Source organism: Streptomyces sp. NPDC028298 (assembly GCF_055565895.1).
In genome coordinates this window covers 151,825-173,526 of sequence record NZ_JBVHTL010000012.1, presented here as the reverse complement: position 1 = coordinate 173,526, position 21,702 = coordinate 151,825, and the positions used below count along the sequence as shown (strand labels likewise).

7 protein-coding genes are annotated in these 21,702 nt (G+C 72.3%); 2 read left to right on the top strand and 5 right to left on the bottom strand.

Annotated features, from left to right (window positions below; translation table 11 throughout):
* Positions 1–25: 25 nt before the first annotated feature.
* Both ACZ4TO_RS38250 and ACZ4TO_RS38245 read right to left on the bottom strand, forming a co-directional pair.
* The gene (locus ACZ4TO_RS38250) at positions 26–14,188 is read right to left on the bottom strand and encodes an SDR family NAD(P)-dependent oxidoreductase (protein ID WP_468026637.1); all 14,163 of its coding nucleotides are present in this window, start codon (positions 14,186–14,188) and stop codon (positions 26–28) included.
* Positions 14,189–14,434: 246 nt separating this feature from the next.
* On the bottom strand, positions 14,435–16,183 hold the full coding sequence (locus tag ACZ4TO_RS38245) for a fatty acyl-AMP ligase (RefSeq protein WP_468026636.1): 1,749 nt from the start codon (positions 16,181–16,183) through the stop codon (positions 14,435–14,437).
* A gap of 590 nt (positions 16,184–16,773) precedes the next feature.
* Here ACZ4TO_RS38245 and ACZ4TO_RS38240 point away from each other — a divergent pair.
* Entirely contained in the window at positions 16,774–17,181 is a 408-nt protein-coding gene (locus tag ACZ4TO_RS38240; protein ID WP_382778347.1) for a hypothetical protein, read from the top strand.
* A gap of 146 nt (positions 17,182–17,327) precedes the next feature.
* On the opposite strand, the gene ACZ4TO_RS38235 is transcribed toward ACZ4TO_RS38240, so the two are convergent.
* The 3 genes from ACZ4TO_RS38235 to ACZ4TO_RS38225 form a co-directional block, all read right to left on the bottom strand.
* Complete coding sequence (locus tag ACZ4TO_RS38235; RefSeq protein ID WP_468026635.1) at positions 17,328–18,215, bottom strand: hypothetical protein; 888 nt, start codon at positions 18,213–18,215, stop codon at positions 17,328–17,330.
* 457 nt (positions 18,216–18,672) lie between these two features.
* The gene (locus ACZ4TO_RS38230) at positions 18,673–19,818 is read right to left on the bottom strand and encodes a sialidase family protein (RefSeq protein ID WP_468026634.1); all 1,146 of its coding nucleotides are present in this window, start codon (positions 19,816–19,818) and stop codon (positions 18,673–18,675) included.
* Positions 19,815–20,741 carry an RICIN domain-containing protein gene (locus tag ACZ4TO_RS38225; RefSeq protein ID WP_468026633.1) on the bottom strand — a complete coding sequence of 309 codons (927 nt, stop codon included), beginning with the start codon at positions 20,739–20,741 and terminating at the stop codon, positions 19,815–19,817. The genes ACZ4TO_RS38230 and ACZ4TO_RS38225 overlap by 4 nt, the downstream gene beginning before the upstream one ends.
* 318 nt (positions 20,742–21,059) lie before the next feature.
* On the opposite strand from ACZ4TO_RS38225, the gene ACZ4TO_RS38220 reads away from it, so the two are divergent.
* Positions 21,060–21,662 (top strand): hypothetical protein, encoded by a 603-nt coding sequence (locus tag ACZ4TO_RS38220; protein ID WP_468026632.1) that lies wholly within the window; start codon positions 21,060–21,062, stop codon positions 21,660–21,662.
* Positions 21,663–21,702 lie beyond the last annotated feature (40 nt).

Below are 21,702 nucleotides of genomic sequence, written 5' to 3'. Positions count from 1 at the left end.
TCCGCTCGCCGGAGCGCCCGCCCGCTCACCGCCGGCGCCACGAGCGGAAGGCCCGCAGTTGTTCCGGCGTCACCACGGCCTCCAGGTGCCGGTCGTCCTGGTCGCCGCCGCCGAGCGCGGCCAGCAGGCGCCGGGCCGGTACGTTGCGGTCGGTTCGCTCGGCCGTGAGCCGGACCTTCACGCAGCCCAGCCGGTCGGCGTGGTCCGCCAGCCGGCACAACAGCCGTTCCTCAATGCCCCGGCCGAGTGCGCGGCAGCTCAGATTCCAGGCGAGGACGTCGAGTTGATCGCCGTCCGCGCGCACGGCGATCAGGCCGATCTGGCCGTAGTCGCCGAAGCGGTCCCGTGCCGCGGCCGTCCAGACCTCGCCCCGCTCCCGCCACCGCGCCAGATCGCCACCGTCGGCGGACCGGGGCCGGAGGGTGAACTGATTGGTGCGCCGGACGAGTTGTTCGGCCCGCTCGACGTCGGCGTCGGACAGGTCCCGGATGTCGACCTCCAGCTCCAACCGGGCGAGGAACTCCTCGAATCCGGCCTGCTCGCGTATCGCGTCCCGCTCCCGTTCCTGTGCGTAGAAACCGGCCCGCAGTTCGTCCTCGGCCGTCGCCGCGGCCGGGACGAGCGGCCACAACCGGCGCAGGAAGTCGTCCAGTTCGGCCACCGGAGGGCAGGTCACCGACAGCACCTCGGGCAGCACCGACCGCACTCCCTCGATCTCGACCGGGTTGTCGTCGAGGAACAGGAAGCTGTCGAGTCCCAGGTTGAGGGTGCGCGCGGCCTCCGTGAGCCGGTCGGGCTTGGGGCCCCACCCGGCGGACAGGACACTGAAGTGTTCCGCCTTGAGCGTGCTGTCCGGACGGTCCAGGACGGCTCGTACGGTGTCCTCGTCGTTGTTGCTGACGAGGGCCAGCAGCGCGCCCGCGGAACGCCATCGCAGCAGCGTCCGAGCCAACTGGGCGCGCGGGCCCGAGAGTTCCACCGCGTCGGGGCCGATCTCCCCGGCGACGCCGCCCCACAGGGTCTCGTCCCCGTCCACCGCGATGACCTTGGGCGCCGGACGCAGGACCGCTCGTAGCACCTGGGCCAGTCGCAGGGCCACCGCCGCCTGGAACTGCGGGGTGAAGGGGAGATGAGCCAGCCGCTCGGTCCGCTCGTCGAAGGGCTGGGCGACGGTGTGGTGGCGTGTCCAGTCGTCCGGGCCGAGCACCGCGATGCCAGGCGCTTCGGCCAGCTCGGCGGCGAGGTCGTACTCCCAGCGCGTGAGGCGGTCGTCGTGCCGCGCCGAGGGCAGGATGCCGACGACCAGTGGCCGGCGGGTCCGCTCGGACAGAGCCCGCAGCGCGGCCGGGTAGGCGGCGAGAAGTTCGGTCAGGACAGCGTCGGTGACCGGGCCGAACCGTTCCAGGTCCACGGCCCGCAGCAGCACCACGCCCGCCGCCGTCGCCGGATCGGCGAAGACACTCGAAGGGTCACGCAGGGCGGCGAGCACCTGGTGATACGGCGCTTCCGCAACCGTCGGGCCCTCGTTCCGGCCCCGCTCCCCCGCCCTCCCGCGGGTGTCCTCCTCCATCGCCGCCTGGCAGAGCCCCGGGAGATGGCCGAGCGCGAAGGTGGCGGCGAGGGCGAGCGAGCGGTGCGGGCGAGCCTTGGTGTCCGGCTCGGCCGCGGTTGCCGTCGCCCGGACCGCCGCCGTCGGATCGTCGGCCGTCGTCGCCAGCAGTCGCAGGAACTCCTGCGCCAACCCGGTGGTGGTCGCCGTGTCCAGGATGTCGAGGTTGTGGTCGAGGCGAATGCGGGCCGCGTCCGGGGTCATGGTGATCATGAGGTCGAGGTCGGAGTATCCCGTGCCGGCCGGCAGCACCTCCAGCCGGTCGAGACGGGCCGCCGAGGAACGTACGTAGTTGAAGTAGACCTCCACGAGGGGGGCGTTCGCGCGGTGCAGGCCCTGTCGGGCCAGGGTCGCCAGCACGTCCGTGAACATGGCGCCCTTCGCCAGAACCCGGTCCAGGCGCGCGTCCGTGCGCCGCAGCACGTCCTCGATCCGCTCCCCCGCGCCCGCCTGCGCCGGGAACGGCACCGGTACGCCGAAGAAGCCCACCGCGTCGTACGCGTCGGCGTGGATGCGCGTGTCGACGGGCACGGCGAGCACGAAGCGCTCCCGTTCCCGCATCCGGGCCAGCAGGACGGTCAGGGTGCCGAGGCAGAACGCGGCGGGTGTGACGGCGAGGGCGCTCGCGGCCGCGGACACCCGTGCCATCAGTGCGTCGGGGATCGCTACGGTCACGCTCCCGGCCCGGTACGAACGACTCGCGGGGCGGGGCCGGGCGAGCGTCAGGTCGAGACGCTCGCTGCCGTGGAAGGCCTCGCGCCACTCGGTGCCGGCGCCGCCGGAGCCCCCACCGCTCTGCTGGGCCTCGACGAGCAGGTCGATGTCACGGTTGGTGACCGTGTCCCCGAGAGACGTGCCGGAGAGTTCGGCGTCGATCTCTCCCGCCACGAGCAGCAACGACTGCAGATCGCTCACCGCGTGGTGCGCGCCGAACACCAGGGTCTGTCCTCGCGGGCCGGCGTCGAGCAGTTCGAACCGCCACAAGGACGCGCTCGCCAGGTCGAACGGTGTCTCCAGCAGCCGGGACAGCCGGGCGGCGGCGTCCGGATCGGCGTCGGCGGGCACGTCCGTCCAGCGCAGCAACGCCTCGGCCGGCTCCCGTTCCACGCGGAGCTGTCGGTTCCGTCCGTCACCCCCGTCGATCGCGGTGCGCAGGGCCGCGTGACGCCCGGCAAGCCGGGTGATGATGTCGGTGAGGGTCTCGCGGGTGGTGGGTGCGGTGAGCCGGACGGCCAGGCCGACGGCGTGTGCCGCGTCCGGCATGCCGGGCTGGGCGCTGCGCAGCAGCCGTACGACGTCGCGGGTCGCGGGCCGCAGCTCGCTCTCGGGCACCTCGGAGGCGACGTCGGGCTCCGGCTCCTCCCCTCGGGGAGCGGAGTCGCGTTCGGGCAGCACCTCCGCCAGGGCCCGCGCGAGGCCCCGGATGTCGGAGGCCGAGAAGACGGCGGCGGCCGGGAGTTCGGCGCCCAGCTCCCGGGTGAAGGCGTTGCGCAGCCGGACCAGCATGAGGGAGTCCAGGCCCAGTTCCTTGAGGGCCGTGGTCGCGGAGAGCTCCGCGACACCGCCGGAGACCTGGCCGACCTTGGCCCGAACATACGCTTCGAGCCGTGCGGCTCGGTCCTGGTCCGTCGTCGCCGCGAACACCCGGGTGACGAGGTCGTCCGTGGACGCGGGGCCCGTGGCGACGGTGATCAGGTCGGCCAGGATCGGGCGGGCGCGGGCCGCGTCCGGGTCGAGCTCCAGCGCCGCAAGGTCCAGGGCGAGGGGGGCGAGCTGGCGGCGGGAGGTGGCGAGCACCCGCTCGAACAGGTCGCCGCCTTCCGCCGCGGTGAAGGCGAGCAGGCCGGAACGGCTGGTCTCGGCGGCCCGGGTGCCGGAGCCGGCGACCATGCCGACCTCCGCCCAGGCGCCCCAGTCCAGGCTCAACGCACGACGTCCAGTGCGGGAGAGGTGATGCGCCCAGGCGTCGAGGTAGGCGTTGGCCGCCGCGTACGGGCTCTGGCCGGCCGAGCCGAGGACACCGGCCGCCGAGGCGAAGAGCACGAACCGCTCGGCCTCCGGCGCCAGTTCGGTGAGCAGGGCGGTGCCCAGGACCTTGGGGGCGAGCACGCGCAGGACGCGTTCGTCGGTCAGGTTCGCCACCGTGGCGTCGTCGAGGACGCCCGCCGCGTGGACGACGGTGGCGATCGGTCCGCCCTCGCGTCGCACGGCGTCCAGGGCGGCGCTCAGCGCGGCGCGGTCGGAGACGTCGGCCCGGGGGAGGTGGACGGCGACGCCACGCGCCTGAAGCCCTTCGATCCAGCTCCGCGTGGCCGCGTCGGGTCCGCCCCGGCTCAGCAGGGCGAGCCGGCGGGCACCCCTGCGGACCAGCCGCTCGGCCACCACGCGGCCGAGGCCGCCCAGCCCGCCCGTGATCAGGTGCACGCCGTCGGCGCCGATCCCGCCGTGCGCGCCGCCGGCGCCTGCCTCGGCGTGCGGACCGTCGGCGCTCGCACCCCCGTCGGCGCTCGCACCCCCATGGGTGCCGTCGGCGCTCACGCCGTCGTGACCGCCGTCGTCCGGGCGGGTGCGGGCCAGTCGCGGCACCAGTCGGCCCGATTCCCGCAGTGCGACGAGGCGTTCGTCGTCCGCGTGCCGGAGCTGCGTCCACAGAGCGTCGTCGCCGTCCGTGGTGGGCAGGTCGACCAGCGTGGTCGACAGTTCCGGGTATTCCTGGGCCACCGAGAGTCCGAAGCCCCAGGCGAGGGCTTGCTGAGGGTGGGTCACCTGCGTGCTGTCACCGGCTGCCTGGGTGCCCCGCACGACCACGAACAGGCGTGGGGCGCGGCTGCGCGGCCGGTCGGCGAGCGCCCGTACCAGGTGCAGGGTGCTCAAGGTGCAGCACCGCGCGGCCTCCTCGGCCGTGGCGGCGTCCGCGACGGCCGGCGCGTCGAGTGCCGAGAGCTGGACCACCCGCGTCGGCGGCCCGTCCGGGAACGCCTCGTCGAACAGACGGGTCAACTGCTCGGGATCCGCGAGATCGAGGACATAGCGATCGGGGCTCTCGGCTGCGAACACCGCTCCTGGGCGCGCGATCACATGGGGCACGTCGGCTGCGGCGAGCCGCTCCGCGAGCCCGTCGGCCACTCCGGTCCCGTCGGCGAGGACGAGCCAGCGGCCGTCGGCGGGCCGTTCCCGTGCCACCGGGCGCGGCTGCCAGCGCGTCTCGAAGAGCGCGCCGTCCAGTGGTGAGAGCGCGGAGAGTTCGAACTCCGTCGCCTCCAGGACCAGTTGCTCCCTCTCGTCCCAGAGCCGGATGTCCAGGAGCGCGGTGTCGCCGTCCACGGATCGCAGTCGGCAGGTCGCCCACGCGGGCGCGGAACGCAGACCGGTGTGGCGCAGCCGTCCGACCCCGGCGGGCACGAAGGCACGGCCGGCGGGCGCGTCGGCCGGCAGGGCGGCGACGTGGAAGGCGGCGTCGAGGACGGCGGGGTGCAGCAGATGACCGCCGGCGGGCTGCCGGGTGAGTCGGCCGACCGCCGCGGTGTCCGTGCGCCGCCCCTCCTCCAGGAGCCGGAACGCGGGGCCGTACTCGATGCCGAGGCCCGCGAGGCCCGCGTAGACGGCGGGCAGGTCGGCTTCCTCCGCACACCGGTCGCGCAGCACCGCCAGATCCTCGTCGGAGTCGAGCGCGGTGGCCGTCGGCTCGGCGCCGTCGTCGACGACTCGGCCGGTGACGTGCCGCTCCCAGGTCGCGCGCGGCCGACCGGTGGCCGTGGAGGAGATGGTGAACTCCCGCGAGCCGTCGTCCCGGGCGGGCCGCAGGACCAGTTGCAGCCGTACGGGCTGCTGCGCGTCGAGTGCCAGCGGCCGTACGAACCTCACGTCGGCCAGTCGGATCGGTCCACCGTCGCCCAGTTCGGTCGCGGCCTCGAGCGCCAGGTCGAGGAAGGCTGCGCCGGGCATCCAGACCTCGCCGGTGACCCGGTGATCGGTGAGGTAGGCGAAGCGGCTGTCGCGCAGGTCGACGTCGCTCTGGAAGATGTGCCGGCCGGGTGTGTCGCTGGCCTCGACGTGCGTGCCGAGGAGCGGTGATCCAACAGTCGTCCGGGAGGCCAGGACAGGTGCGCGCCAGTGCCGTTCGCGGGTGAAGGCGTACGTGGGCAGGTCGACCCGGCGCCCCTGGGGGAACAGCGCCGGCCAGTCGGGGCTGTGCCCTGCCTCGTACAACTCGCCCAGTCGGCCCAGCAGTACGCCTCGTCCCTCCCGCTCACGGCTCAGGGAGCCGACCGTGACCGCGTCGATCCCCGCCTCGGCCGCCACCGCCTCGATCGACGCGGTGAGCGAGGGGTGCGGGCTGAGCTCGACGAAGGAGCGGAAGCCGTCGTCCAGCATCCGCCGGATCGTGTCGGCGAAACGGACCGGCCGTGCCAGGTTCGCGTACCAGTGGTCGGCGTCCAGCCGGTCGCCGGAAACCGGTTCGGCCGTCACCGTCGAGTAGAGCGGGGTCGGCGCCGCTGTCCCCCGGATCCCGGCCAGGTGGTCGAGCAGTTCCGCGCGCGCCGGTTCCATCAAGGGGGTGTGGGAGGCGAACGGGGTCGACAGCCGTCGTACGGAGATGTTCCGCGCTTCGAGGTGCGCGCGCAGTTCGGCCAGTGCCTCCGCGTCGCCGGAGACGGCCGTGGAACGGGCGCTGTTGACCGCCGCCACGAACAGTCGGCCGGAGTAGGGCGCGAGCACCTTCTTGACGTCCGCGCACGGCAGTTCGAGGGACAGCATGCCGCCCTGTCCGACGAGTGGGGCGACCGCTCGGGCCCGCCCGGTCACCACGGACACGGCGTCGTCGAGGCTCAGGGAGCCCGCGCTGTACGCGGCGGCGATCTCGCCGAGGCTGTGCCCGGTCACGGCGTCCGGGCGGACGCCGAGCGCACGCCAGGCGGCGGACAGGGCCGCGTTGACCGCGAACAGGACGGGTTGCAGGTACTCGGTGCGGTCCAGAGGGGCGAACTCCTCCGGAGCGCGCAGCACGTCGAGGACCGACCAGCCGACCTGACGGCGCACCGCGTCGTCGATCCGGGCCAGCTCCTCGCGGAACGCCGGTGATTCGGCGGCCAACTCCATTCCCATGCCGGGCCGTTGCCCACCATGTCCGGCGTAGACGAAGGCGACCTTGCCCGACTGCTCCGGGCGGGGCGGGGCCAGCGGTGTCCGACCTGTCGCCAACGCGTCGAGCCGGGCGCGCAGTTCGTCCTGGTCTCCGGCCACGATCGCCGCCCGGTCTTCGAAGTGACTGCGGTGTCGGGCCAGGGTGTGGGCGATGTCGGTCAGGTCGACGGGCTCGTCCAGGTGCCGGGCGAGTCGTGCGGCCTGTCCTCGCACGGCGGCCTCGCCGCGCCCGGACAGGACGAACAGCCGTGGACCCGGGGCGTTTTCCCTCTCCGCCCGTACGACGGCGGGCCCGGCCTCCTCCACGATCAGGTGCGCGTTGGTTCCGCTGATCCCGAAGGCGCTCACGCCCGCCCGCCGCACGTGTCCGTCCGATGCGGGCCAGGTGACCGTCTCCCGCAGCAGGTGCAACCCGCTGTCGTCCCAGTCGACATGGCGACTGGGCGTGCCGGCGTGCAAGGTGCGCGGCAGGGACTCGTGGCGCAGGGATTGCACGACCTTGATGAGACCGGCCACACCCGAGGCGGCCTGCGCGTGGCCGATGTTGGACTTGAGCGAGCCGAGATGGAGCGGGCGCCCGTCGGGGCGGGTCGCGCCGAAGACCTCGGCGAGGGCGTTCGCCTCGATCGGGTCGCCGAGGGTGGTGCCGGTCCCGTGCGCCTCGACGTAGTCGATGTCGGCGGGGTCGAGACCGGACAGCTCCAGGGCCCGGCGGATCACCTGTTCCTGGGCCGGGCCGTTCGGCGCCGAGAGGCCCTGGCTGCGGCCGTCCTGGTTCACGGCCGTACCGCGCAGCACGGCCAGGACCTCGTCGCCGTCGCGCCGGGCGTCGGAGAGGCGTTTGAGTACGACGATGCCGGCGCCCTCGGCCCAGATGGCACCGTCGGCGTCGTCGGAGAAGGAGCGGCACCGCCCGGTCGGGGACAGCCCCCGCAGCCGGCTGAACTCGACGAAGGTCCCCGGCGTCACCATCAGCGTCACCCCGCCGGCGAGCGCCAGGTCGCATTCGCCCGACCGCAGCGCCTGCGCGGCGAGATGGACGGCGACCAAGGAGGACGAGCACGCGGTGTCCACCGTGAGCGCCGGTCCGTTCAGGCCCAGCGTGTACGCGAGCCTGCCCGAGGCCACGCTCGCCGCCGACCCCGTGCCGACGTAGCCGTCGAGTTCGTCGAGCCGGGTGCCCGCGAGGTAGTCGCTGCCGAACATGCCCACGTACACACCGGTGCTGGTGCCGGCGAGCTCGGCCGGGACGATTCCGGCGCGCTCCAGTGCCTCCCACGCGGTCTCCAGCAGCATGCGCTGCTGCGGGTCCATCGCCGCCGCCTCCTTCGGTGTGATGCCGAAGAATCCCGCGTCGAAGGACTCCAGGTCGTCGAGGAAGCCGCCCTCCCGAGCGTAGGACGTGCCCAGGGCGTCCGGGTCGGGGTCGTACAACGACTGCGTGTCCCAGCGGTCCGCCGGGAACGGACCCACCGCGTCGCGGCCCTCGGCGACGAGGCTCCAGAGTCCCTCGGGGTCGTTCACGCCGCCGGGCAGACGGCAGGCCATGGCCACCAGGGCCAGCGGCTCGTCCGACGTCGCCGACGTGGTGCGGTGGGACCGCGGCTCGGTGGCCCCGGGTCGCGTGGTGCCGCCGTCCGTGTGGAGTGCGGTGGTCAGCAGGTGGGCGGAGAGGCGGGCCGCGGTCGGGTGGTCGAAGAGGAGGGTCGCGGGGAGCCGGGCACCGATCCTGGTGCCGATGCGGTTGCGGAGCTCGACCGCCGTCACCGAGTCCATGCCGAGTTCGCGCAGGGGCTGATCGGGGCGGACGGACTCCGGCGAGGGCAGGCCGAGCGCCCGGGACGCCTCCTCACGGACGAGGGCCAGGACGCGTGCGGCGCGGTCGGCCTCCGGGAGGCGGGAGAGGCGTTCCGCCAGACCGATGCCTCCCTCCTGACCGGTGCGGCGCGCGGGCAGCAGGGAGCGCCAGAGAGCCGCCGAAGACTCGTCCATGGCGGCGGTGGTCGTGCGCAGGCGGGGCAGATCCAGGGCCGAGGCGATGAGATGCGGTGCGCCCCGGCGCAGCGCGAGTTCGACGAGTTCGCGGCCCTGGTCGGGGGTGAGGGCGCGGTGGCCCAGCCGGGCCATGCGGTCGAGGTCGGCGTTCTCCGCGGCGAGGCCTTCGCCGGCCCAGGCGCCGAAGGAGACCGAGACGGCGGGGAGTCCCAACCCTCGCCGGTGGTGTGCCAGTTGGTCGAGGAAGACGTTGGCGGCCGCGTAGTTCCCCTGGCCCGGGTTGCCGAGTACGCCGGCGGCGGAGGAGATCAGCAGGAACAGGTCGAGCGGGGTGTCCGCGGTGAGCCGGTGGAGGTGGGCGGCGCCGCCCACCTTGGGGCTGAGTACTCGTGCGAGGCGTTCGGGTGTCAGGTCGGCGATCACTCCGTCGTCGAGGATTCCGGCGCAGTGCACGACACCGCGCAGCGCCGACGCGTCACCGATCCGGGCGAGTACCCCGGCCAGGGCGTCCGCGTCCGCGACGTCGCACTCCTCGATCTCGACGTCGGCTCCGAGCGAGGCCAGTTCGGCGGTGATCTCGGCGGCGCGGGGGTCCGACGGCCCTCGACGGGAGGTCAGGACCAGCCTGGGGACGCCTCGTTCGGCGAGGAGCCGGGCGATGTGCAGGCCGACGGCCCCCAGTCCGCCGGTGATCAGCACGGTGCCGTCGGTGGGCGTCAGGACGTCCCGGCCGTCGTGGGCGCCTCTCCGCGGGGCGACGGACGGGCGTGCCCGCACGAGCCTCGGGGCGAGCAAGGAGCCTTCCCTGAAGGCGAGTTCAGGCTCGCCGATGTGGCTGACGGCTGCCGTCACGGCATCCGCGGCGTCGGCGTCGCCGAGGCCGGGGTCCAGATCGAGGAGGGTCAGCCCGAGGTGGGGGTGTTCGGCGCGGGCGCTGCGGGCGAGGCCCCACAGCACCGACTGGGCCAGTCCCGGCACGGTGTCCCCCGCACCGGCCGCGACCGCGCCCCGGGTCACCCAGAAGGTCCGGGCGGGCAGCCGGTCCTCCGGGAGAGCGATCAGGTCACGCAGTTCGGCCAACGCGAGGGCCGCCAACTCGTGCGCGGCGAGCGCCGGTTCGGCTCCCTCCCCCGGGCGCGGCCAGAATCGTACGACGATGTCCGCGCCCGTTTCGCGCACCTGGGCGCCTGCCGCCGCCAGGCGCCTCAGGGTGGCCTCGACGTCCGGGTCCGAGGGGTCGCCCTGGACGGACCAGGCCGTGCTCTCTTCCGTCCGGGACGGTTCAGTGGGGGCCGTCCACGCCACTTCGTACAGGTGACGGCCGTTCTCGGAGGCGCCGTCGAGGTCCGCCCGGTCGGCGGCTCGCAGTCGTACGTCCTCCAGGCGGCCGGCCGGAAGGCCGTCGGCGTCCCACAGGGTCACGTCGAGGGTGCGGTCCGTCGCCGAGCCACCCCTCCGCCGTACGAGCGCCGTGAGGTCGCCCGCGCCGCCGGGCGGCAGGACGCAGCGGCCCACCGCGACCGGCAGCAGCACCCGCTCGTCGGACGCGTCCAGCGCGGCGGCCACGTGCAGTGCGGCATCGAGCAGCGCCGGGTGGACGGGGTAGGGATCGGAACTCCCACGGGCCACGGCGGGCAGCGACAGCCGGGCCAGCACTTCGCCGTCGGCGGTGGTCGTGACCGCCGACCGCACGCCCTGGAAGGAGGGGCCGTAAGCGAGACCGAGTGCGGCCAGCCGGTCGTACGTCCCCTCGCTCCAGACGGACTCGGCGTCCTCCGGCCACACCGGTGGCCCCTCCTCCGTCACCGGCGCGGGGGCGGAGGCCGAGGCGGTGGCGTGCAGAGTCCAGCCCGAGGCGTCCCCGCCGCGCGGGCGGCTGTACACGGTGACCTCCGGTGCGGCGCCCGCGGTGCCCGCGGTGACGACTTCGACGGAGACCTCGACCGTGCCGGTCCGGGGCAGTACGAGCGGCGCGAGCAGGAGCAGATCCGTGACGTCGCCGGGCTCGTCGGGGCGGGCCACGGCGAGCGCGGCGCGGCACAGTTCCATCATGGTCGTGCCCGACACCACGGTCCGGCCGAAGACGATGTGGTCGGGCAGCCAGTCGGCCGTGGCCGGGGACCATTCGTTGCGGAAGGTCCAGCGGGTCTCGTCCGCCGACTGGAGGTGGACGCCCAGCAACGGGTGCGCGGCCCGGTCGAAGAGGCCGGAGGACGCGGCGCCGGACCCGGGTACGGACTCGCTCCAATACGACTGGAGATCCCAGGCGTACGTGGGCAGTTCGACCAGGTTGGCGTCGGGGGTGACCCGGCGCCAGTCGATGTGCCGTCCGTGGACGTGGAGTTCGGCGGCGGCCCGGTCCAGGCAGGCGGGCCCGTCCTCGTCACGGCGCAGTGAGCCGACGACGACCAGGTCCTCGTGGCCGTGTTCCTCGGCGACCGTGCGTACGGCGGTGACGAGGGCGGGGTGGGGGCTGAGTTCGACGAAGTGGCGGTAGCCGTCGGCCGCCATGCGTTCCACGGTGGGCGCGAAGCGCACGGGTTCCCGCAGGTTCGTGAACCAGTAGTCGGCCTCCAGCTCCTGGGTGACCGGCTCGCCGGTGACCGTGGAATACCAGGCGACGGTGGTCGGGGAGGTGGTCACCCCGTCGAGTTCGTCGAGGATCGTCGCGCGCAGCGGCTCGACCCGCGGGCTGTGGGAGGCGTAGTCGACGTCGAGGCGGCGGACGAACACCTGCTCCCGGTCGAGGTCGGCGAGCAGGACGTCGAGGGGTTCCACGTCACCGGCGATCACCGTCGAGCGGCCGCTGTTCACGGCGGCCACGGTGACCCGGCCACCGAGCTCGGCGAGGCGGGCCTCGACCTCGCCGTGCGGCAGGGCGACGACGGCCATGGTGCCGGTGCCGGACACCTCCCGCAGTGCTTGGCTGCGCAAGGCGACCACCGCGGCAGCGTCGTTGAGGCTCAGCGCCCCGGCGACGCAGGCCGCGGCGACCTCGCCCTGGCTGTGTCCGATCACCGCGTCCGGGCGGACGCCGCGGGCCCGCCACACCGCGGCCAGGGAGACCATCACCGCGAAGAGGACGGGCTGGACGACGTCCACGCGTTCCAGGGAGGGAGCGCCCGCGTCGCCGCGCAGGACGGCGGCCGCCGACCAGGTGGTGAACGGGCGCAGTGCGGCGTCGCAGCGGTCGAGTTCGTCGGCGAACACCGGTGAGCGGTCGAGGAGTTCGCGGGCCATGCCAGGCCATTGGGCACCTTGGCCCGGGAAGACGAACGCCAGCTTGCCCGGTGGCAGGGTCTCTTGCGGGCCGACGACGAGCTCGGGGTCCGGAGTCCCCTCGGCGAGGCCCCGAAGCGCCGTGCGCAGTTCGTCGTGGTCGCCGGCCCGGACGACGGCACGGTGCTCGAAGTGGGTGCGATGGTGGGTGAGCGTTGCGGCCACGTCGGACAGCGCGGGCCGCGCTTGCGCGGCGAGCGCGTCGAGCAGGCGGGCCGCCTGACCCCGGAGGGCCGGAAGGGTGCGGGCGGACAGAGGGAAGAGGGTGGGGTCTACGGCCGGGGCCTGGGTGTTGGTCGACGTTGGGGCCTGAGCGACGGTGGGCGTCGGCTCTACGGTCGGCGTCGGTGCCTTTGTGACGGCGGGCGTCGATGCCTGTGTGACCGTCGGAGTCGGCTTCATGGCCGGCGTCGATGCCGGAGTGACGCTCGGCACCGGGGCCTCAGGGGCGGTCGGCGTCGGCTCCACGGCCGGCGTCGGGCCGGTGGCCGAGGTCGGCTGCGGAGTCGGTCGGGTCAGGTCCTCCGGGGATTCCTCCAGCACCACATGGGCGTTGGTGCCGCTGATCCCGAACGCGCTCACCCCGGCCCGCCGTACACGGTCGGTGCGCCGCGGCCATGCCTCGGCACGACTGTGCACACGCAGCCCGCTGCCCGCCCAGTCGACGTACTCGGTCGGGGTCTCCGCGTTCAGTGACGCCGGTATGCGGTCGTGGCCGAGGGCCAGGACCGTCTTGATGACGCCGCCGATACCCGCGGCTGCCTGAGTGTGACCGATGTTGGACTTCAGGGAGCCGACCGTCAGCGGCCGGTCGGCAGCGCGTCCCGGTCCGAAGACCGCTGCCAGCGCCTGTCCTTCGATGGGGTCGCCGAGTCGCGTGCCCGTGCCGTGCGCCTCGACGTAGTCCAGGTCCTCCGGCCGAAGCCCGGCGTCGTCGAGGGCGGCGCGCAGCACCCGTTCCTGCGCGGGACCGCTGGGCGCGCTCAGTCCCTGGCTGCGGCCGTCCTGGTTGATCGCCGAGCCCTTGACGACCGCGAGGACCCGGTCGCCGTCCCGGCGCGCGTCCGCGAGGCGCTTCAGGAGCACCAGCCCGCAGCCTTCGGCCCACACCACACCGTCCGCGTCGGCGGAGAAGGGGCTGCACGTCCCGGACGGCGACAGCCCGCGCAGCCTGCTGAACTCGACGTGCCCACGCGGTGTCACGAGAAGCGTCGCGCCGCCGGCCAGCGCGAGGTCGCACTCGCCGCGGGCCAGCGCACGGGCCGCAAGGTGAAGGGACACGAGAGAGGAGGAGCAGGCGGTGTCGACCGTGACGGCCGGACCCTGGAGTCCGAGACTGTACGCGATGCGCCCGGACGCCACGCTGGCCGCCGAGCCCGTGCCGACGTGCCCGTCGAGGCGGTCCAGCGGGGCCGAGGCGAGGTATCCGCTGTCGTACAGGCCGACGTAGACGCCCGTGCGGCTGCCGTTCAGTGTCTCCGGGACGATTCCGGCGCGCTCGATCGCCTCCCAGCCGGTCTGCAGCAGCAGTCGTTGCTGCGGGTCCATGGCCGCGGCCTCGCGCGGCGAGATCCCGAAGAAGGCCGCGTCGAAACGGTCGATGCCGGTCAGGAAGCCGCCGCGCAGGGTGTACGCCTTGCCGGCGGCGTCCGGGTCGGGGTCGTGGAGCCCATGGGTGTCCCAACGGCCGGCGGGCACCTCCTCGATGGTGTCCTCGCCCGCCTCGAGGAGCCGCCACAGGGCCTCCGGGTCGTCGGCTCCGCCGGGGAACCGGCAGGCCATGGAGATGATCGCGATGTCGTCGCCGCTCCGCACGGACGGCTCGGCCGACACCGGCGACCCGGAGGCCGACGCCGGACCCGGCTCGGCCGTACCCGGTGGCCGTTCGTCGAGGACGGCCTCGGCGATCCCCGCGATCGTCGGGTGGTTGAAGACGACCGACGGATCGAGGGGCCGCCCGGTCCACTCGGACAGACCGGCGACCAGCCTCACCAACTGGACGGACCCCAGACCGAATTCGGCGATCGGGCGCTCCGGTGCGACGGTCGCCGGGGCGAGCCCGGCCGCCTCCGCGACAGCGGACGTCAACCAGGCTCGCACGTCCTCGGAGGTCGTCAGGGACATCTCGGGGTGGCGGTTCGGGGACTCGTTCGCAGGCATCTGGGCTGGTGTCCTCGTGAACTTGGGCACAGGTGGATTCGGTACGGCTGAAACGGCGGGCGCGGACAGCCACGTACGACTGATGGCGCCGACGCACGGCACGCGGCGTACGGCGGAGACGTGGGCGGACGGCAGGCGCGGGGGGGGGCATCGAGCGGACGGCGGATGACGGATGTCCGGGGAACTGACCGGCCGATCGCTCCTCGGGCCTCCGGCGGCGTGCGGGCACGCCGCCGGAGGGGGAGGTCAGCTCGCCGCGGGCTCGCCGACCAGGGAGAGCGTGCCGTCGAGATACGCCGCCCGGGAGGCGTGGCGCTGGATCTTCCCGCTCGACGTCTTGGGGATGGTGCCGGGGTGGACGAGTACGACGTCGTGCACCGGCAGGCCGTGTGCCTCGCTGATCGCGCCGCGGATCAGATCGATGATCTTCTCGGACTCGCCCACCGCCTCCGGCGCCGTCTCGGCGACCACGACCGGCCGCTCTCCTTCTCCCCCGCTGTCGACGGAGAAGGCGGCGGTACAGCCGGGCCGGAGCCCCCAGTGGGACATCTCGGCGGAGAGTTCCAGGTCCTGCGGGTAGTGGTTGCGTCCCTCGACGACGATCAGATCCTTGAGCCGACCGGTGACGAAGAGTTCGCCGTCGCGCAGGAATCCGAGGTCGCCGGTGCGCAGGAACCGGCCTTCCCGGCCTTCGAGCGTGGCCCGGAAGGTCTGCCGGGTCGCGAGCGCGTTGCGCCAGTAGCCCTTGGCGACACTCGCGCCCGACACCCAGATCTCGCCGACCTCGCCCTCGGGCAGTTCCTCCTGCCGTTCGGGGTCGGCGATCACCAGGGTGATGCCGGGCCCGGGACGGCCCGAGCCGACCGCGGCCGCGTCCGTCGACCTGGATTCCGGGGCTGTGCCGCCTGGCCCGGACTCGTCGATGGCGGTGGCGGTGGCGAGGGTGGGAGGCGCCTGCACCGAGCTGCCGGTGACGATGAGCGTGGCCTCGGCAAGGCCGTAGCACGGGTACAGGGCCTCACGGCGGAAGCCCGCGGCGCCGAAGGTCTCGGTGAACCGTCGCAGGGTCGCGGCCCGCACCGGTTCCGCACCGTTGAACGCGACCCTCCACCGGCTCAGGTCGAGGCCCTCGACCAGATCCGGCGTGGCGTGCTTCAGGCACAGCTCGTAGGCGAAGTTGGGGCCGCCGCTGGTGTGCGGACGGTACCGGCTGACGGCGGTCAGCCAGCGCTCGGGCCGCTGCAGGAAGTGCAGCGGGGAGAACAGTGTGGCGGTCACGCCGAGGTAGGCCGCGTTCAGGACCGGGCCGATGAGGCCCATGTCGTGGTAAACGGGCAGCCAGCTCACGAAGAGTTCATGGTCGTACTCCTCGATCACGTCGGGAGTGTGGCCCATGCGCTCGGTGATGACGCGCTCGTTGTCGAGGAGATTCCCGTGGGTCACCATCACCCCGCGCGGGGCGGAGGTGGATCCGGAGGTGTACTGGAGAAAGGCGACCGAATCGGCGGTGAGGTCGGGTTCACGCCAGGAGCCGGCGGCCTCGTCGGGGATGTCCTCGGTGGCGACGCAGGTGATCTCGGCGAGTTCGGGCAGGTGTTCCGCCATGGTGGCGAGGGCCGCGATGACTTCGCGGCCGCCCAGGATCACCTTGGCGTCCGCGTCGGCGATCAGGCGCTTCATCCGGAGCAGGGCGCGGTGGTTCTGCGAGCGCCCGTGCGGCGGCAGGCCGGGTACCGCGACGACCCCGGCCGAAAGGCAGCCGAGATAGCCGGAGATGAACTCGATGCCGGGCGGATACAGCAGCATGGCGCGGGAACCGGCGAGGCCGCGCTCCTGGAGCCAGGCGCCGATGGCGCGGGACCGTTCGGCGAGCCGCCCGTAGGAGATGTCCTGGATCTCTCCGTCGCAGTCGCCCGTGACGAGGAAGCGGTACGCGGTCCGGTCGGGTTGGCGGGAAGCGTGCAGGGTTAACAGATCGACCAGGGAACGAGCCATAAGAGGAGTCTCACCTGTTCGGATGAGTGAGCGAGAAGACTGGAGTTCGAAGGCCGCGTGATACCTACGCGCAGATGCCGCGTCCGCCTGGCCCCCTTGCCAGAACGTCCGTCTCGGCCGAATCCGCCCGGGAAAAGCCGGCGAAACGCGCCGATTCCCCGAAGCCCCCTACGGATTGCTACCAACGAGTAACACCCTAGCAAGCTCGACCGGCCCCCCAGATGTAACTCCCGGTACTAATTACGCAATTGCACGATCTGACGGTCGGTCACCGGACATGAACCGAGCGAAGTGGCTGGTACGCGGGATGCGCCGCCGGACCATGTGTGCCGCATCACGCGCTCCGAACAACGTTCGGGGGCCTCACCGTTCGGGGGCCTCAACGGCTCTACGGATCAGCAGGAGAGCCCGCTGCCACATTTTCATGGCCGTCGCGGGAATCTGCGACGGCGTCGAGCTCGTCGGCGCACGACCGCCTCGATTCACCCGCGCCATCGAAACCGGCGCGCAAATCACCCGTCTACACACCGATACCCCACCCGAACGGACCGGCATTCACCGTACCTTCACCAGGGCGTCATACTCTGCCCATGAGCACACCAGCCAGACCGCAGGTCTCCACGCAGCCGTCCACCCCACCGTCGCCGTACGCGACCGCATCCCTCCCCGCCGAACCGGCGAAGCCCCGGGGGAAGTGGTGGATCGCCCCGCTGACCGGCGCGCTGGTGGCACTGCCACTCCAGCTCGTCGCCGCGTTCCTGCTGCTCATGTCGCCGATGGCCTTGGACTCGTGCACGGCCGCCAACCCCTGCGGACGCACGGAGGCCGCGATCGGCGCGACGGCGGTGCTGCTCCTGCTGGCGCTGCTCTCCTTGGGCGTGCCCTGGTACCTCGCGAAGCGGAAGAGCGTCGGCGTGGGCATCGGGGTCAGCCTGATCCCGCTCGGCCTGACGCTGGCGTCCATCGGCACGCTGCTCCTCGGAATCGGCCTCGGCTGACACGAAGGGCTGACGAAAAGGCCGGTTGAAGGAGTCGACGAAAACGGAACGGCTCCGCCCGTGGGCCGACGCCGGTGAGCGTCGACGCCGTACGGGCGGAGCCGTCAGAGTGCCCTAGGGTGCGCAAGTCACCCGGGACACCTGCGTCAGGAGCGACGTCCGCGGCGGGACATGACCACGGCACCGGCTCCGGCGACGATCACCAGGGCCGCACCTCCCGCGATCGGGCCGATCGGACCGCTCGCACCGGTCTCGGCCAGCGGCGGCGTGCTGTCACTGGGCGAGGGAGCCGGGGTGGCCGGCGGCGTCGACGTCAGCGGCGGCACGTCCGGCGTGGTGGAGGGCGTGCTGGACGGCTTGGGGGTGGTCGCGGGCTCCGTCGTCTCGTCGGCGGGCGGCTCACTGGACGAGGGGGTCGCGGGCGTGGCCGGCGTGGACGGCGACGGGCTGGGCGAGTCCGGCGTCGCGGGGGTGCACGCCTTGTCGCCGCCGTTCCAGGCGGCTATGAGGTGGAACGGGGTCGCGACGTTGTCGGGCTGGTAGGGCAGGGGGCCGTGGCCCTCGCCGGTCTTGCCGTCGTACGAGACGTCGTCGCCGTACAGATCGATCTGGCCGAAGCAGTCGGGCGTACGCACCTCGAGCTTCTGCCAGGTCTGCTTCGCGTCGGCCGAGTCGGCGACGTCCGCGGAGGTGAGGTAGACGGTGGCCTTGTCGACCAGGCTCTGATGGCCGGAGGTGAACCAGTTCGGTCCCTCGGTGGCGTATTCGGCGAGGGAGACGGGGTACTTGCAGCCGTCGCCGACGCTCTGGCCCGGGGCCAGCCGGACCTCAACGGTTCCGGGAACGCTGTCCCACTGGTGGAACCCGCCCTGGGACGACCAGTCCGCGCCCACGGGCTTTCCGTCCGCGTCGACGATGCGGTACTGGACCGTGGCGGACTGGCAGTCGCCGGACGTGGCGGCGCTCGCGGTTCCCGCGCCGACGAGCGGAACCACGGCAGCGGCGAAGGCGGTCGCGGCGAGGGCCGTGAGCATTCTTGTTTGTTGCGAACGCGACAAGATGAGCCTCTGTGAAGGTCAGGGTGTGGGAGGTGGCGGGGTGCGAGGGGTCGACTCGGGCGGGTGCCATGAGACATGGCCGACGAAAGACATGGCCGCCTGCGTCACTCGCGTCGCTTCGCTCTCGTGGGACACGGCGAAGCGAGCCGTATTCTTGTCGCCTTTCACAACTCCCGTCAATTCTGCACGGGTTGAGCACAGGGACCATCTCAACAGGCGGCTTCACCTCGGCGTTCGTATGGGCGAGGCCGCCCCGATTCCACCCGGAATGGCGCCCTCCCCGCCGCCGTTCGAGGGTCCTTCGCGGCGCCGGCCTCGGGTCGGCCCGGGTGGTCGCGGGTGCACGTACCCCAGCACGACCCGATCCCGTCGGCGCACTCCGGCGGGATCGGGGCGTGGGTGTGGACGCAGGCGTGTCGGGACGCGTCAGAGATCAGGGCGTGTCGGAGATGTCGAGTCTGTTCGTCTTGATGCGGGTGGTGTCGAATTCCCAGACGACCCAGAACTTGCCCGGGGCGTACTCGTCGGCCATCGGGTAGTTGTCCCAGCCCTTGCCGTCCGGCTGGTCGGTGTTGTCGCTCGCCGGGCCGTTGGCGAAGAGCTTGGGGGTGCTCCAGGACCCTCCGGGACGCCTCGTTCTGTAGTTGAGGATGTCGCGATTGCTCGCGTCCGTACCGGCGTTGTAGACGTACAGGTACTGGCCGGTGCTGTCCGAGGTGAAGAAAGCCCGGGCGATGTTGTAGCTCGGCAGACTGGTGTCCGTCTCGAAGGCCGTCCAGGTCTCGCCGCCGTCGGTGCTCATGGACGTGGCCGCGCCGGCCGACTTGTCGCGGGCGACCATGAACAGCGAGTTCTTCGGGTGGGCCTGGTCCGCGGGCACCTGCGCGTAGGCGATCTGGTTCTCCCCCGCCGTCAGCGCGCTTCCGTCGATGTGGCCGCCCAGCGTCCAGGTCTGCAGGTCGCGGGAGATCAGCGTGCCGTTCTCCCGCCCGGACGACCAGTACGGCATGACGTACGCGCCGTCGTCGCGCTGGAGCGGGTGACCGGACAGGACGAGGTTGGCCTTGTCCGGCACGGTGAGGGGGGCGTCCTGCCAGGTGTGGCCCTGGTCGGTGCTGCGCTTGAGGAAAGTGCCGTCGATCGGGAGGCCGTTGTTGTTGATCCCGTCGCCGTCGGCCTCGGTCGAGTCCGCGATGGTCGTGCGCCCGAGGTAGGCGTAGAGGGTGCTGCCGGCCCGGTAGAGGATGACGTAGTGCCAGGCGTATCGGTCGGTCTCCTGGGCCAGTGTCTGCGGGCGGCTCCAGGTGGTTCCGCCGTCGGTCGTGTACGCGTACCGCATGTAGCCCATGTCCACATTGCCGGGCCGGAGTCCCTCCCGCCACACCACTACCGCGTTGTTCGCGCTGGTGCTGACGATGTCGGGCGTACGGGTGCCGTCGCCCTTGCTCGCGAGGTTCGTGTAGACGATCGACTCGCCCGAGGTGCCCGTGGCGGAGGCGGGGCGGGGCATGAGCAGGCCGGTCAGTACGGCCAGGACCACCGCGGTCAGCAGAACGGGCCATGCCCGTCGGTGCGTCACCACAGCCACTGCTCGTTCGGATTGTCCGTGCAGGTCCACTGGATCGCCTCCGTACCGGTGTTCGGGCTGCTGCTGGGGATGGCGAGGCAGTAGTCGCTCTGCACGTTCCGCAGCCGGTCCCAACTGTCGTGGATCCAGACCTGGTCGCCGCCGTCGCCGCACGGCTGCTGGAGTGCCTTCGCGCCGAGGGGCGTACCGGTCGCGGGGGTGAGACATTTGCCGCTCGCCTTGTTGATCACCCGGTAACCGCCGGTCACGGCCTGCAGGGTCCAGTAGTTGCTGTCGCTGTTGCTGCACGACCACTGGATCATCGCGGCGCCGTTGGCCGTGTCCGCGTTGGCGTCGGCGAGGCAGAAGCCGGTGGCCATGTTGTAGAGGCGGGCGGAGACTGCCTCGTGGTCGTACCAGGTCCACCGCTGGTCGAAGCTGTCCGAGCAGGTCCATTGGACGGCTTCGGCGCCGTTGTCGGTACTGGAGCCGGGGATCCCAAGACACCTGTCACTGTGCAGGTTGCGCAGGCGGTTCCAACTGTCGTAGATCCAGACCTGTTCGTCGCCGGTGCCGCAGGGCCACTGAACGGCCTGGGTGCCGTTGGCCACGCTGGCACTAGGCATGGCGAGGCACAACAGGCTGTGGCGGTTGCGGATCTGGTAGCGGTCTCCGTTGCCGCCCGCCATCTTGACCAGCGTCCAGTCCTGGTCCGCGTTGTCGCTGCAGGTCCACTGGATCAGACCCGTGCCGTTGGCCGTGCTGGAGCCCGGTACGGCGAGGCAGCGGCCGGAGTTGAGGTTGTCGAGGTTCCGCCAGTCGTCCTCCGCGCTCGCGGGCGTGGAGAACACGAGCGTCCACACCACCGTCGCGGCGAGTACGCACATCGCCATGGCGGCGGCCATGAACAGATTCCTCGGTTTCTTCAGGGGCATGACATCAGGCACCCTCTCTGTGTCCGTCGACTGACCGCTCGCCGGCCGCTTGCTCGCGGGACACCGCGCCAAGTTGGCGAGCGGGGGGGGTCCGGTGCTCGCGCCACGGCCGCACGGGCGCCAAGGGGAAAGATCATGTGGGCAGGATGACGACACCGGAAATGAGTGGCCACGGACATGTGGCGCGGCGGCGAACCTTTGCCACCCCGCCCCAAGGCCACAACGCCGGCGGGCGGGTCACAGATTGAACACTGTGATCCGAGGCGGGCGAAGCACCCACGATGATGCCTCCCTCGGCTCGCACGACCAGGGGGGACCATGCGCACGAGCACCCGTACCGCCGCTGTCGCCGTCGCACTACTGCTGACCGCGGCCACGGGATGCGCCGGAGGCGGTGAGACCGCGAAGCCGACGACGAGATCCGGCACGCCACGGGCTGCCGAGAGGAGCACGCCGACGACGCCCAGCCCGGACCGGGAACCGGACGCGAAGGGGCCTCGCGCGTTCGGCCGCGCCTTCACCTACACGTCGGGCGGAGCGACGATGGCGATGACCGTACTCCGTTACGAGCAGGGGAAGTTCGACTTCCGAAGGTCCGCCGACGAGGAGTCCGGAGCGACCGGATACACATGGGCCGCCGTCGAGATCAAAGCGTGCCTGAAGAACGGCTTCGCCGTGGTCACCCGCAACTCATGGGTGCTCGCGTACGCGGACGGAGCGCGCATCAAGCCGGTCGGCGTGACGTACGACGACTTCCCGAAGCCGGAGTATCCCCGCATGGCGACCGTGAAGGCCGGCACGTGCGTTCGCGGGACGACGGTGTTCGCGGTGCCGGCGAAACGACGGCCGCTACGGGTGCTGTACACCTCGCAGACCCCGGAGACACCGGCGGAATGGACGGTGCCGAAGCCCGGCCGGTGACGTGAAGGGCGGAGGCTCCTCGCTTCCGGTTCGCGTTGAT